This is a genomic window from Streptococcus oralis SK610 (assembly GCF_000257455.1).
Classification (GTDB): Bacteria; Bacillota; Bacilli; order Lactobacillales; family Streptococcaceae; genus Streptococcus; species Streptococcus oralis_CB.
In genome coordinates, this window is sequence record NZ_AJKQ01000006.1 from 38,295 (window position 1) to 52,413 (window position 14,119).

At 42.4% G+C, this 14,119-nt stretch carries 15 protein-coding genes; 2 read left to right on the plus strand and 13 right to left on the minus strand.

Features of this window, described 5'->3' with window-relative positions; all coding sequences use genetic code 11:
* Nucleotides 1-11 precede the first annotated feature (11 nt).
* The 3 genes from HMPREF1115_RS03750 to HMPREF1115_RS03760 are packed head-to-tail and all read right to left on the minus strand — an operon-like array spanning nucleotide 12 to nucleotide 3,976.
* On the minus strand, nucleotides 12-1,772 hold the full coding sequence (locus HMPREF1115_RS03750) for an ABC transporter ATP-binding protein (protein WP_000428392.1): 1,761 nt from the start codon (nucleotides 1,770-1,772) through the stop codon (nucleotides 12-14).
* Nucleotides 1,762-3,531, minus strand: coding sequence for an ABC transporter ATP-binding protein (locus HMPREF1115_RS03755; protein WP_000731809.1), 1,770 nt, complete (start codon nucleotides 3,529-3,531; stop codon nucleotides 1,762-1,764). Before HMPREF1115_RS03755 ends, HMPREF1115_RS03750 begins: the two co-directional genes overlap by 11 nt.
* Nucleotides 3,515-3,976 carry a MarR family winged helix-turn-helix transcriptional regulator gene (locus HMPREF1115_RS03760; RefSeq protein WP_000360521.1) on the minus strand — a complete coding sequence of 154 codons (462 nt, stop codon included), beginning with the start codon at nucleotides 3,974-3,976 and terminating at the stop codon, nucleotides 3,515-3,517. The genes HMPREF1115_RS03755 and HMPREF1115_RS03760 overlap by 17 nt, the downstream gene beginning before the upstream one ends.
* A 222-nt stretch (nucleotides 3,977-4,198) precedes the next feature.
* Between HMPREF1115_RS03760 and HMPREF1115_RS03765 the strand changes: the two genes are divergently transcribed.
* Complete coding sequence (locus HMPREF1115_RS03765) at nucleotides 4,199-4,903, plus strand: DUF308 domain-containing protein (protein WP_000675582.1); 705 nt, start codon at nucleotides 4,199-4,201, stop codon at nucleotides 4,901-4,903.
* Between the two features lie 49 nt (nucleotides 4,904-4,952).
* On the opposite strand, the gene HMPREF1115_RS03770 is transcribed toward HMPREF1115_RS03765, so the two are convergent.
* Nucleotides 4,953-5,669: a YebC/PmpR family DNA-binding transcriptional regulator gene (locus tag HMPREF1115_RS03770; RefSeq protein WP_000532878.1), complete on the minus strand. Its 717-nt coding sequence runs from the start codon at nucleotides 5,667-5,669 to the stop codon at nucleotides 4,953-4,955.
* Nucleotides 5,670-5,765: 96 nt separating this feature from the next.
* Nucleotides 5,766-7,136, minus strand: a complete 1,371-nt coding sequence (locus HMPREF1115_RS03775; RefSeq protein ID WP_001036239.1) for an MATE family efflux transporter — start codon at nucleotides 7,134-7,136, stop codon at nucleotides 5,766-5,768.
* Between the two features lie 109 nt (nucleotides 7,137-7,245).
* Here HMPREF1115_RS03775 and HMPREF1115_RS03780 point away from each other — a divergent pair, with 109 nt between their 5' ends.
* Nucleotides 7,246-7,800: a GNAT family N-acetyltransferase gene (locus HMPREF1115_RS03780; protein ID WP_000060281.1), complete on the plus strand. Its 555-nt coding sequence runs from the start codon at nucleotides 7,246-7,248 to the stop codon at nucleotides 7,798-7,800.
* Between the two features lie 132 nt (nucleotides 7,801-7,932).
* Here HMPREF1115_RS03780 and HMPREF1115_RS03785 read toward each other — a convergent pair whose 3' ends face one another.
* The 8 genes from HMPREF1115_RS03785 to ndk form a co-directional block, all read right to left on the minus strand.
* Nucleotides 7,933-8,127: a PspC domain-containing protein gene (locus tag HMPREF1115_RS03785; RefSeq protein ID WP_000415531.1), complete on the minus strand. Its 195-nt coding sequence runs from the start codon at nucleotides 8,125-8,127 to the stop codon at nucleotides 7,933-7,935.
* Nucleotides 8,128-8,297: 170 nt separating this feature from the next.
* The gene (gene recA / locus HMPREF1115_RS03790; RefSeq protein WP_001085516.1) at nucleotides 8,298-9,449 is read right to left on the minus strand and encodes a recombinase RecA; all 1,152 of its coding nucleotides are present in this window, start codon (nucleotides 9,447-9,449) and stop codon (nucleotides 8,298-8,300) included.
* A gap of 54 nt (nucleotides 9,450-9,503) precedes the next feature.
* A complete protein-coding gene (locus tag HMPREF1115_RS03795) occupies nucleotides 9,504-10,760 on the minus strand; it encodes a competence/damage-inducible protein A (protein WP_000642695.1) in 1,257 nt (418 codons plus the stop codon).
* A gap of 73 nt (nucleotides 10,761-10,833) precedes the next feature.
* Nucleotides 10,834-11,874 carry a glycopolymer--peptidoglycan transferase LytR gene (gene lytR, locus HMPREF1115_RS03800; protein ID WP_025170974.1) on the minus strand — a complete coding sequence of 347 codons (1,041 nt, stop codon included), beginning with the start codon at nucleotides 11,872-11,874 and terminating at the stop codon, nucleotides 10,834-10,836.
* Nucleotides 11,875-11,878: 4 nt separating this feature from the next.
* Nucleotides 11,879-12,400: a GNAT family N-acetyltransferase gene (locus HMPREF1115_RS03805; protein WP_000455510.1), complete on the minus strand. Its 522-nt coding sequence runs from the start codon at nucleotides 12,398-12,400 to the stop codon at nucleotides 11,879-11,881.
* The gene (gene tsaE, locus HMPREF1115_RS03810; protein ID WP_000556963.1) at nucleotides 12,390-12,833 is read right to left on the minus strand and encodes a tRNA (adenosine(37)-N6)-threonylcarbamoyltransferase complex ATPase subunit type 1 TsaE; all 444 of its coding nucleotides are present in this window, start codon (nucleotides 12,831-12,833) and stop codon (nucleotides 12,390-12,392) included. The genes HMPREF1115_RS03805 and tsaE overlap by 11 nt, the downstream gene beginning before the upstream one ends.
* An 83-nt stretch (nucleotides 12,834-12,916) precedes the next feature.
* Nucleotides 12,917-13,540, minus strand: a complete 624-nt coding sequence (locus HMPREF1115_RS03815; protein WP_000240907.1) for a hypothetical protein — start codon at nucleotides 13,538-13,540, stop codon at nucleotides 12,917-12,919.
* 134 nt (nucleotides 13,541-13,674) lie between these two features.
* A complete protein-coding gene (ndk, locus tag HMPREF1115_RS03820; RefSeq protein ID WP_000438280.1) occupies nucleotides 13,675-14,094 on the minus strand; it encodes a nucleoside-diphosphate kinase in 420 nt (139 codons plus the stop codon).
* Nucleotides 14,095-14,119: the final 25 nt, after the last annotated feature.

Consider the following 14,119-nt stretch of genomic DNA (forward strand, 5'->3'; position numbering starts at 1 on the left):
CTTCTTTTGATTTATTCTTCTGCTTCGTCTTCTGTAAATTGACTATTGTACAAGTCAGCGTAGAAGCCACCTTGCGCCATCAGTTCCTCATGGTTGCCTTGTTCAATGATATTTCCATCTTTCATGACAAGAATCAAGTCGGCATTTCGGATAGTAGACAAGCGGTGGGCGATGACAAAGGAAGTTCGACCCTCCATCAAACGGTCCATGGCTTTTTGAATCAACTCCTCTGTACGTGTGTCGACTGAGGATGTCGCCTCGTCCAAAATCAAGAGTGGCGCATCCTTGAGAAGGGCACGAGCAATGGTCAAGAGTTGTTTTTGTCCAACAGACAAGGTCACTGTATCATCCAAAACAGTATCGTAACCATCTGGCAAGGTCATGATAAAGTGGTGGATTCCCACAGCCTTGCTGGCTTCCATCATTCGTTCATCACTGATGTCTGTCTGATTATAGATCAGGTTCTCTCGAATCGTTCCTTCAAAGATCCAAGTATCTTGCAAGACCATTGAAAAGGCATCGTGCACTTCTGAGCGCTTCATGTCCTTAGTATCCACACCATCGATACGGATACTTCCCTTATCAATCTCATAGAATTTCATCAAAAGATTGACAATAGTTGTCTTACCAGCTCCAGTCGGTCCAACAATCGCAACCTTTTGACCAGCATGAGCTGTCGCAGAAAAGTCATGGATGATGGTGCGCTCTGGTGTATAGCCAAAGGACACGTGATCAAAGACTACTTCCCCTTTCATGTTGCTCAATTGTCTGTCCTTATGAGATTCATCCTGCATCTCAGCTTCAGCTAGAAATTCTAATACACGAGTCATAGCTGCACTCGCTTGTTGCAAGCTCGTAATCCCTTGGGCAATCTGTGACAGAGGTTGGGAGAAGGTCCGTACGTAAACCATAAAGGCTACAATAATCCCTATCGTGATATGTCCTTCTAACGCCAGCGCGGCCCCAACGATGATGACTAAGACATAACTAAAGTTCCCAACAAAGAACATGGCTGGCATCATGATACCAGAGATAAACTGAGATTTCCAGATACTATCATGCAAGTCTTGGTTTAAACCTGCAAATCTCGCTTTGGAGGTGTCCACTGCGTTATAGCTGGTCACTACATTATGGCCAGAGTACATCTCTTCCACATAACCATTGACGGCCGCTAGATTATTTTGTTGGGCTTTAAAATAATCCTGTGACTTGGCCATGATTACGGAAACCGCTGCAAAACCAACAAGGGTTGATACAACGGTTACCAATGCCAAAATCCAGTTCATCCCAAACATGGTCACCAAGACAGCAATCAACAAGAAACTAGCTGAAAGAACTGTCCCTAGACTTTGGTTGAGAGATTGCGCTGCTGTATCCACATCATTGGTCACGCGCGAAAGGGTATCTCCTTGTGAATGACGGTCAAAATAGCCAAGTGGCAAACGATTGATTTTTTCAGCGATTGCTGTCCGCAAGCGTTTTGAAAAATGTTGGATACTCGTTGAAAAGATATAGGCCTGTGTATAGTTAAGGATGGCGCCAAATACATATAAGACAACCAAAAATCCAGCAATACTTGAAACAGCCTCTAAATCAATTCCTATCACCAAGCCATCTGAAATCAAGTTAGTAATTTCTTTAATCTTAGTTGGACCATAAACGGTAATGATACTTGAAATGACTGCAGCCACAACTGCTATTAGAAGAGGGAGTTGGAGGCCTGCCATATAAGGTTTGCACTGTTTCCAGACCGACACTTTTTTATTTTCCATGTTCCAATTCCTCCTTTGATAGTTGTGAGTAGGCAATTTCTTGGTAGACTTCGTTGGTAGCTAGAAGTTCCTTGTGGCTGCCTTGTCCCACGACTTTTCCTTGATCCAATACTAAGATCAAGTCTGCATCCATAATGGTAGAAATCCGCTGCGCTACGATGAGCTTGGTCATGGATTTTGTTTTCTCTGCTAGCTCTTGGCGTAGGACACGATCTGTCTTGTAGTCCAAGGCTGAGAAGGAATCATCAAAGATGAGAATCTCTGGTTTACGAGCCAAGGCACGCGCAATGGCCAAACGCTGTCTTTGACCTCCTGAGAAGTTGGTTCCACCTTGGGCCACTTCTGATGCAAGTCCTGCTTCCTTATCCTCGATAAAGCTTTTAGACTGGGCCAATTCAAGGGCTTGCCACATAGCAGCTTCGCTTAGAGGAGTTTCTTTGCTCTTACCAAAGTCCAAGTTTCCCTTGACATCTCCAGAAAAGAGTACAGCTTTTTGCGGAATATAGCCGACCTTATTGCGCAAATCTTCCAAATCATAATCTTGCACATTGACACCATCCACTAGGATTTGTCCATCTGAAACGTCGTAAAAACGTGGCAAGAGGTTGACAAGGGTGGACTTACCTGATCCAGTCGATCCGATGAAGGCCACGGTTTGACCTGCTTCTGCCTTGAAGCTGACATGTTCCACGACTGCTTCTGAGTTTTTAGAGTAGCGGAAAGTTACATCACGGAATTCCACTTGCCCCTGAACTGAAGGATCCGCTGTCTGTGCATGACTAGGATTTTCAATAGAAGAATGCAAATCCAATACTTGATTGATACGTCCTGCCGAAACCAAGGTACGAGGAAGAACGATAAAGAGTGCTCCCATGAGAAGGAATCCCATCACGACCTGCATAGCATAGGACATGAAGACCACCATATCACTAAAGAGTGGCAGTCGTTCTGTCAAACTTGCGTCGTTGATGATATAGGCACCAATCCAGTAAATAGCTAAACTTAGTCCACTGGAAATCGCCATCATAATGGGATTCATAATCGCCATCAAACGATTGACAAAGAGATTGAGACGTGTTACCTCATCATTGGCTGCTTCAAATTTCTTATCTTGGTAATCTTCCGCATTGTATGCGCGAACAACTCGAATCCCAGTCAAACTTTCACGAGTGATACTATTGAGTTTATCTGTTAATTTTTGGATGACCGATTGTTTTGGAAAAGCCAGAGTCATAAGAACGGTGGTCATCAAGACATTGACAATAACAGCCACAACGACCGCCCAGAGCCAGTATTCCGATTTACCAAGGATTTTTCCAATAGCCCAGATTGCCATAATTGGTCCACGAGTAACCACTTGCAAGCCCATTGTAAAGAGCATCTGTACCTGGGTAATATCATTGGTCGTCCGAGTCAAGAGACTTGGGATTGAAAAGCGCTTGATCTCTGTCTGCGAAAAATCTAAAACACGATGAAATACGTCTCTACGTAGATGGGTTGTATAGGAGGCTGCAACGCGAGCAGCAAAGAAACCAACCATAACAGATGAAAAGAAAGCCAATAAAGACAATCCAATCATCTTCACAGCTGGTGACCAGAGTTCACCCAACTGCGTTCCAGACGTTCCTAGTAATTCTGTAATTTGCGAAATGTAAGTCGGTACCTCTAACTCGAGATAGACCGAGAAACAAGTGAACAGAATCGTAAGGACAATCATTCCCCACTCTTTTCCTGTAATACGTTTAGCGAGTTTCTTCATTCTCTCCTCCTATCTTCTCAACATTTGCTTGCAATTGCCCGAGTACCTTTTCAAAGATTGCCAAGTCTGACTTTGAAACCCCCTCTAGCAGACTCTGATCGATCCGATCAAAAAATGCCTTAACTTTTTGCATCTGCGAACGCGATTTCTTCGTCAGGCGAACAAATTTTGCCCGCTTATCGCTCGGGCTCGCCTCTAACTCGACCAAACCATTTTGTACCATACGCTTAACCAAATTACTCGCAACAGATTTGCTAATATTGAGTTCTTGCTCGATATCCTTAATCAAGACCAGTTCCTCTTTTTGTTCACAATGATCTAAAAAACGCAGAACCTGCCCTTGCGGTCCACCCATAAATTCAATGCCACATCGCTTGGCTTCTTTCTGTACCATCAGATGAACCTGGTGTCCAAAACGTTTAAACATTAACATCGGCTTGTCCATGATTGCTCCTTTCTCACGATAAATATAGTTCTCACAAGAACTATTTAAGTTTCCATGAGAACTATTTTATCATTTTCAGAAAAGATGTCAAGAAAAAAGTTTCCAAGAGAACTATCTTGGTTTAAATTGACATTAGGCAATATTTTTTCTATAATAAGCACTAACTACTGTGGATAGAAATCAATAAGCACTAACTACTGTGGATAGAAATCCATTCACTCGATGAAGGGAGAAAACTTTCAAATGAAACCAGAAGAACAAAGAGTTTTAGGAATCTTAGCAACCATTTTTGGAGCCATCGCACTTTTAGGATCCTGGATCCCGTTTATTAACTATCTATCGTTTTTCATCGCCATCGTCGCATTTATCTTGGGGATTATCGGCCTTATCGTCAACCTCAAAAAACGAAAAACAATGGCCATTATTGGAACAGCTCTGTCAATTGCTTCTATTGTACTTTTCTTTACGACCCAGGTACTGTACGCTAATGTCTACAAAGAGTTTGTCAGGGAGTTTAACCGTTCCTACAGCGAGGCGAGTGCCTCAATGGAACGCGAAGAAGAAAGCGACTTGACAGATGATAGCGCCTATTCCATCCCAGAGGAGGAAGAATACGATAACTTCACCTGGACCCAAGAACAGTTCGACGCCTTAATCGAAGGTGACCTTGACAACAAAGGAAAAGGTGGTACCAACTACAAGGATATTATCAAAAAACACGGACTGCCAGATTCCGAGTTTGACTTCACTCTTGAGGGTTACAATACGAAAAAAATCACCTATATCTCTATTGGAGACAAGATTAAGACTGTTACCTTAACTTTTGCAAAAGATGACAATGGGCAACTCTTGCTCGTCCAAAAACATGCAGTCGGTCTAGGTCTAGAAAAAAGCAAGCAAAAAAACGATTCTGAAACCAGAGTCTAATTTCAAATATCAAAAAAACGAACAGCTAGTAAAACTGTTCGTTTTTCTATTAGAATCCATCGACGTTAGTATAGACCTTTTGTACGTCTTCATCGTCTTCAAGAACGCTGTAAAGTTTTTCAAAGGTTTCAAGGTCTTCGCCTGACAATTCCACTTCAGACTGAGGAATCATTTCCAATTCAGTCACTTGGAATTCTTCGATGCCAGACTCACGAAGGGCAACGATAGCCTTATGAAGGTCTGTTGGAGCTGTGTAAACCGTAATTGTCCCTTCTTCTGCTTCTACATCGTCCACATCCACATCTGCTTCGAGCAATTGCTCAAAGACTGCATCAGCATCCTCACCTGCAAATACGATCACACCCTTGTTATCAAAGAGGTATGAAACCGAACCTGAAGCACCCATGTTTCCGCCATTTTTACCAAAGGCAGCACGCACATTAGCTGCGGTACGGTTGACGTTTGAAGTCAAGGTATCCACAATCAACATAGAACCATTTGGTCCAAAACCTTCGTAACGTCCTTCTGTAAAGGTTTCGTCTGTGTTTCCTTTTGCTTTGTCAATCGCTTTATCGATAACGTGTTTTGGCACTTGGGCTTGTTTAGCACGGTCGATAACGAATTTCAAAGCTGAGTTTGATTCTGGATCCGGATCACCTTTTTTAGCTGCTACATAGATTTCTACACCAAATTTTGCATATACTTTAGAGTTAGCTCCATCTTTAGCCGTTTTCTTGGCTACGATATTGGCCCATTTACGTCCCATTAGGAATCTCCTTTTTTCACATTTTAATCTTTCTTATTATAACACAAGTCCATCTGATTTTCACTAAAGGAAATGGATTTTATTCAGCAAATCCAGCTAGGATTGTCCTTTGGATGCCAAGATTGTCTTGCCTTCTTTTATCAGGGGATGGCGGAAAAGTGAAAAATACAGTTGGGTGGTCATGGCAACCCAGATAAGGGGTTCGCAAAGGATAACTCCCCTATACCCTGCCCAAGGGATAATCAAGACCACAAAAACGATTTTGCCGATTAGTTCAATAAAGCTAGAAACTAGAGGGAGAACTTTCTGACCCAAGCCCTGCAAGCAATTGCGATAAATCAGCAAAAGGCTCAAAATCGGATAAAAGACTGAACTGATTTGCAGGTAGAGGCTACCGTTTTCTACCAAGTAACTATCTGTCGAACTGGCCAAGAAGGAAACCAAGGTCGGACTAGCAAAAAAGAGGAAAATACAAACAAAACCTGCCCAGGACATGCTCAGGCGACTGCCGATTCGAAGACCTTGAACAATGCGGTCTGATCGCTTAGCCCCGAGATTCTGAGAGGCAAAGGTCGTCATAGCAGAAGAAATAGCCGTCATCGGAAGCAGAGCAAAGGCCATAATGCGTCGCGCCGCTGTTTGAGCACTAATAATCACAGCTCCAAAAGTATTGACTGAAGACTGTAAAATCACACTACCAATGGACACAATCGAACTCATCAAACCCATAGCCAAACCTTGCTCCAAGAGATCCGCATACAAGGCCTTGTCCCATTTGAAATGCTTGAGTTGAGGGAGCAGTTCTGGAACACTCTTACGGATATAGAAAAAGCAAAGAACCGCTGACAAGCCTTGCGAAATGATGGTAGCAAGTCCCGCAGATTGAACTCCCAGATGCAGTTGCGTAATAAAATACAAATCCAGAACCACATTAACCAAAGCAGAAAAAATCAGGAAGCCAAGGGCTGCTAGACTGTCTCCAATGGACCGCAACAAGCCGGCAAAGAGATTATAAGCGAAGCTGACGCCTACACAAGTCACAATCATAGAAATATATTGATAGGATTGAGGAAGGATTTCTGCAGGGGTATCTAAATATTGCAAGAGTGGATACAGACCAACAAAGCCCATCAGCATGACCACAATGCTCAAAAGAACGCCTAAAATCCAGGTGGCTGCTACTGCTTCCTTGATTTTGGTGAAATTACGAGCCCCATAATAGCGGGCAATGACGATCCCCATGCCATTTCCAACACCAAGCGTAAAGCCTATAATCAAGTCAAAAATGGCAGTTGTCGCCCCTACGGCAGCCAAGGAATCTTGACCAAGAAAACGCCCAACAATCAAGACGTCAGCTGTATTATAAAGCTGTTGGAAAATATTGGACAGCAAGATTGGAAAGGCAAAGCTTAACAGCGCAGGAAGAATAGGACCATGTATCAAGTCAACGGATCGTTTCTTATTCATAAAGCTATTATATCAGCTTTCTAGAGGAGCGACAAGGCTCTGTCACTAAGTTTGCAATCAATTGCTTACAGAGAGACAATTTGCTATAATCAAGAAAAGGAGGTCATTTATGAGTTTGACCAGTCAATTAATTACCGATGTATTTCCCGATCTGGATAAGGTTGAAAAGCTAAACAAGGAAGCCTTCCCTGAAGAAGAACGAGTCCCTCTGTCTGAGTTCTTGCGCTATCAGGACCGAGATGATGCCCACTTCTTTGCCTTTTATAACCAGGAAGAGTTTGTCGGCTTTGCTTTCTCTATTTCCAACCCAAAAGCTTTCTATATCAGTTTTTTTGCCATCATGCCCCACCTGAGAAGCCACGGGTACGGAAAGGAAATTATCGAAAAGCTAACCGATTTTTACCAGCGAACCATGTTGCTGGAAGTCGAGCGATTAGATGAGGAATGCGATAACTTGGAGCAAAGGAAGGCCCGCATGGACTTCTATCGCCAAAATGGCTTTAAATCAGCCAACGCTTTTCTAGAGTACGATGGTTTGAGTTTTGAAATTCTTTACCGTGGCGACCATTTTGACGAAGAGGCCTATCGCGACATCTTCCAAAAGTTACAGAATGAACATTATTTTGACTTTCATATAGAGTATCGTCGTTTTAGTGACCATTAAACAAAACTTACCCATCTGGTGAAGAACCTCTCTTTTTCGATAGAAGCTACATATAAAAACGCAGGCAATCTACGATTACATGCGTTTTTTATTTTCAACTGATCAGAATAAACTTTTTATTCTCTCTATGGCTTAAGCTTCTGCATTGCCTTCTGGAAGAAGGAAGTAGAGAACAGCATAAGCCAAGATTCCAGAACCACCAAGTAGGGTGAAGATGATCCAAAGTGCACGAACAAGTGTGTGGTCCATGTTAAAGTAGTCAGCGACACCAGCACAAACACCAGCAATCTTTTTATCTTGTACATTACGAACAAGGCGTTTTTCCATTATAGTAGTCTCCTTTTTATAGAATGTTTTAATTTTATCATCAAATTAAAAAAATTGCAACAGTTTTTTTAATTTTTTTTGATTAAATACTCTTTTATTACGCTTTTAAGGCTTATGGAGACTTAATAATTAAACATAAAAAGCAGAGGTAGACTTCTCCGCTTTTATTTTTATTCTTCAATTTCAATTCCAAGATCATCGCCAAGGTCAAGCGTTACTTCTTGGTTAGGTGCTAGATCTTCTGCGACAGAGGTAGGAGTTGTCCCTTCTTCATCTTCAATCAAGCCATATTGGACACGAACTTGATGGTCAATGGCATCAAAGATTTCTGGGTGATCCGCCAAATATTTCTTAGCATTTTCAGATCCTTGTCCGATTTTTTCACCCTTGTAAGAGTACCATGCTCCCGCTTTTTGGATGATATCGAGATCACTTGCGATCTTCAAGAGCTCACCAGTCTTAGAAATCCCTTCTCCGTACATGATTTCAACAAAGGCTTCCTTAAATGGTGGAGCCACCTTGTTTTTCACGACCTTGATCTTGGTTTCCTTACCGACATTGGTATCTTTTTGGTCACCAGTTCCCTTGATTTGTGTGCTTCCACGAACATCCAAACGGACTGAAGCGTAGAATTTCAGAGCACGTCCACCAGGAGTTGTTTCTGGATTTCCAAACATGACCCCAACTTTTTCACGCAATTGGTTGATAAAGATGGCAATTGTTTTGGTTTTATTGATAGAAGCACCAAGTTTACGCATGGCCTGGCTCATCATACGAGCTTGCAAACCAACGTGGCTGTCTCCAATGTCCCCATCAATTTCTGCACGAGGTACAAGGGCCGCAACCGAGTCGATAACGACAAGGTCAACTGCACCTGAGTCAATCAATTTTCCAGCAATTTCAAGACCTTGTTCACCTGAGTCTGGTTGTGACAAGAGCAATTCGTCAATGTTCACACCAAGGGCTGCAGCATAGGCTGGGTCAAGAGCATGTTCCGCATCGATAAAGGCTGCAATACCACCTTCTTTCTGTGCTTGCGCAACAGCGTGAAGGGCAACCGTTGTCTTACCAGATGATTCTGGTCCATAGATTTCGATGATACGTCCTTTAGGATAACCACCTGAACCAAGGGCAATGTCAAGAGCCAATGAGCCTGAGCTCATCACTTGAACTTTTTGCTCCGCGCGCTCACCTAAGCGCATGATTGAGCCTTTACCAAAGTCTTTCTCAATCAATTTAAGAGCATCGTTCAAGGCTTTTTCACGATCAGCTCCAAATTTTTTCCCAATTTCATCTAATTTTTTCGTTGGTTTTTTCGCCATTTTGTTCTCCTATATTCTACTGGTCCTTAGACCTATCTTTCATTATACCAAAATTTAGTCACTTAATAAAGCCTTGCGAACTAGGTTAAAGGCATGCATGACCGCAATATGTCGAACATCTGCTCGACTCCGTCCTGCGATATTAGCCTTGATCACCTCTGTCCCTTTTGCATGTGCCAGTCCAATAAAAACTGTACCAGCTGGATGCCCCTCTAGGCTATCTGGCCCTGCCACACCTGTCAGACTAACTCCGTAGTCAGACTGAGTCTTGATCCGTGCCTGCTCTGCCATTTTTCGGGCCGTAAACTCAGAAACGACCCCGTGTTCTTTTAGCTCTTGCTCAGAAATATCCAACATCTTAGACTTTTCTTCTAGGCTGTAGGTGACAAACCCTCCATTAAAGATAGCTGACACACCTGAAAAATCTGCTAAAGTAGCCTGAAAGAGCCCTGCCGTCAAACTCTCTGCTGCAGTAATGCTTTTCTGTCTCTTCTTTAGCTCTTCTACAACGACACTTGCGAGGCTGGTTTCTTCCCCATATCCATAACAGATGTCTCGTAAAGAAATTCCCTCGAAAGTTTGACAATCCAAGATTTGATTTTCTAGGATATCCAGCGCTTGATCAGCCTTTTCTTGACTAACTGCTTTTGTAGACAAGCGCAAGGTCACTTCTCCCGTCTTGGCATACGGCGCCAAAGTCGGATCGGTTTGATGGTCAATCAAATCCGCCAAAATGGTCACCAACTGACTCTCCCCAATTCCAAAGAAACGGAGCACTCGTGAGTATAACTTGGTACCAGTCATCAGCTTGGGTAAGAGTTGGTTTAAGACCATGGGTTTCAACTCACTTGGCGGTCCTGGAAGGACCACGTAGGTTACGCCATCCACTTCCGACACCCCTCCTACTGCTAAACCTGTCTCATTTGGCAGTGGAGTTGCCCCTTCAACAATTTGAGCCTGCCTCTCATTATTGGGGGTTCGCGCATAGTCTGGTCTTCGAGCAAAAAAGTGATCGAGTTTTTCCTGGGCTTGAGGATCAAACACCAAGGCTTTCCCCAAAAATTTTGCCAACGTTTGTTTTGTCAAATCATCTTCAGTTGGCCCCAAGCCTCCTGTCAAAATGACTAAACTGCTACGCAAACTCGCAATTTCTAGCAAGGACATCAGGCGCGCTTCATTATCTCCGACAGCTGTTTGGAAATAAACATCTACTCCAATTTCTGCTAGCTTTTCTGATAAGAACTGGGCGTTGGTATTGACAATCTGCCCTGTTAAAATTTCTGTTCCTACAGCAATAATTTCTGCTTTCATTTTTCCTCCTACCTATCTATTCGGATTCTTTTTGAAAAAATCGCAGGAAATTTCCCACGATTTGATTTTTTTCTTATTCTGCTTCTTCGCTTGAAGCACTAGTACTTGATGAAGGTGCAGGTCGACCAAATGCCGTCTCGTAAAGAACAACATTGGTTTCCAACTCAGTCACTTCCTCTTTACCTAGTGAACGACGTAAAAGATTTTGCATTTCGAGCATATGTTCTGAGGTGACAATTTGATAAGAAATTCCCTGTAGCTCAGCATCTTCCCCACGCAATTGATGGGTTTCAATATTCTTGAAGGAATCTTGATAGCCGAGCAATTGTGGAATGCTCTTGGCTGAAAGGTCGACGTTGGTCTGCATATTGTTGCTCAAAGCTTTGAGAATGCCTTGATAGTGGCTCACACTATTTAGACTCAAAACCTTCTCTACGATTTTTTGAATAACTTCCCGTTGACGTTTTTGACGACCATAATCTCCTTCTGGGTCTTGGTAACGCATCCGTGAATACACCAGGGCTTCCTCACCATTCAAGGTTTGTTCTCCAACACCAATGGAAATCTTATTAAACTCTTCTTGGTCAGCAATCGAAATCGGGAAACCGAGTGTATTGTTGACGGTGATTCCCCCAACTGCATCCACCAATTGTTGAAGACCTTGCATATTGACCATGACATAGCGGTCTATATGGATATTCATCATCTTTTGAATAGTAGAAATCGCCAGTTCCGCACCGCCATTGGCATAGGCAGCATTGAGTTTGGCTTCCTGAACTTGGCCGTTTCCAAGGTCAATCTTGGTCAAAATATCCCGTTCCAAACTCATCATAGTGGTTTTCTTTGTTTTGGGATTAACCGTCAAGAGAATCATGGAATCACTATTTCCCGCCCACGGGTCTGTACGTTCCACATTTCCCGTATCTACCCCCATCAAGAGGATAGTCAGTGGCTCCGTCGCTTCGATAACGTTGGTTTCTTCCCCGATTTTTTTGTAAGTCTTTTTACTTAGGGTTTCTGTTCCCTGTTGGTAGATGGTATAGCCATAAACCGCTACACCTAAAACTGTTACTGCTAGGAAACCTAGCACCATTCCAATTAATTTTTTAATCATCTTGTTATTCATTTATCAGCTTGCCCATAAGACAAACATCTAAAAATGTCCCTTCTGCTAAATAGGCTCCTCTTTCTTGCAAGCCTTCTGTGATAAATCCCATTTTTGAATAGAGGTGGATAGCGGCCTCATTTCGTTTTTGCACACTTAGTTGTAAGCGACGCAAAACAGCACTCGATTTAGCCCACTCAATACCTTCTTCTAGAAGTATGGTAGCCAAACCTTGGTTCCAAAATTTCTTTTGAATCACCAAAAAAACATCACCAATATGCCGAACCCTTACATGCTGATCAGCAGTGATATTCAAAACACCTGCAAGCTCATCATTCAGCAAGGCGAGGAGAGTGATTTGATTTTCTGAAGCAGCTTGTTTTTCGATGAAAAGAGCCATTTCAGACGCAGTCATCCCTATGCCATGTTCATCCAAGCTGGTAAAATCTGTCTCTCGACCGACTTGATTTAAAAATGCAACCAAAGCTGCGGCATCTGAAATCTCTGCCTCACGAATACACAATTCATACTCCATCCTGAAGCTCCTTGATGAGGTGTTCAGCTCGAGAGCCATGAGCTATAAATTGAAGGCAACGACCATCGGCTTCTTTCAAAATTTCCAACTCCAAGTAGGAATCTGGTAAATCCTCACCCAAAAGATGCCCCCACTCGATAACAGTCACGCCGCCACCAAAGAGAAACTCATCCAAGTCAATAGAATCAGCGTCCCCTTCGATACGGTAAACATCAAGGTGATAAAGTGGCAAGCGTCCTTCATACTCTCTTACAATGGTATAGGTTGGACTTTTAATCATCTGACGGATATCCAAACCCTTGGCAAGGCCTTTTGTAAAGGTTGTTTTACCCGCGCCCAACTCGCCCGTCAAGATCAGAACATCGTCTTTTTGCAGGATACGACCTAATCTTTCTCCGAGAGCTAGAAGCTCTTCTTCATTTTTTGTGTGCATGCTACTATTATACCAAAAAGTTTCCTTTTATGTGAATTTTCTTTACAAACTTACTATAATAATTTTGAAAAATTCTCCTCTACTTAAAAGAATACAACTATTGAAAAAACAAACAGGATATCCCGAATCAGGTGTCCGTAAAAGGAGATCTCCCTTTGGATACATTTTGGAAAAAGAAAACGTGCGCATAGAAAACCAACACTGATATAAAGGAGAATCGAGAAAATCACTAAGGGATTCCTCAAGAAAACCATCGTAGCTAGAACGGAAATGACGACTGTTTTCTTTTTATTTAGGTGATTTTCTATATCGCGAAAAATTTTATCAAAAGGTAAGAAAATCAATAGATCTACTCCTAGCAAGAAAAAGAAGGAGGGTAAAAAGAGGTCAACCAATTCCTGCTGCAATTTGCTAGTGGTTTGGATACTTTCTGAGAGAACCAGACAGGTTGCCAAAAGATTGACTACTAAAAGGAGGCAATAAACAAGACTCACTTTCTTTTGAACATGTAAAATACTATGTCTAGACTGGTCTGCTGTATGGAAATAATTTATCCCAGCGCACAAAACAGAAATTCCTACTATCAAAATCAAAAAATAAGCATTGGTCTGTTTTAAAGATAAAAAGGATTCTTTCCATAATAGGCAACTACTAAAACTAATCTGGATGACTGCAATCAACAACAATAGGCGAATTGATTTTACCATTTCTTCTCCCTCCCTATATGGGATTATACCTTGTGAGGAGTTTGAAATGATTGTTTCCGCCTCAAGTGTCCATTTTTTGTGCTCAACTGACCAAAAAACAGTTCTGTTGTACACAGAACTGTTTTTTTACCAGTCTAATCCTTAAACCAGAGAGCAATTTCACGTTTTGCAGAAGCTTCCGAATCGGAGCCGTGAACTACATTTTGAATGGCTTGATTGTCTCCTGCAGCCTTGGCAAAATCTCCTCGGATAGTTCCTGGCAGAGCTTCTTCTGGACGAGTAGCCCCCATCATGGTCCGCCAAGTTTCAATCACTTTCGGACCTGATAGAATGCCCACTACTACTGGTCCTGAAGTCATAAACTGACGGATAGGAGGATAAAAACTTTTTTCAACCAAGTCTTGATAGTGTTGGTCAATCAAAGCTTCTGAAACTGCTGAACGTAACTCTAATTTTTCGAGTTTGAAACCTCGTTGCTCCATTCTTTGCAGAATTTCGCCCACCAGCCCTCTTTTCACACCATCTGGCTTAATGATAAAGAATGTTTGTTCCATACGGACACCTCCTTGGCATTTTAGT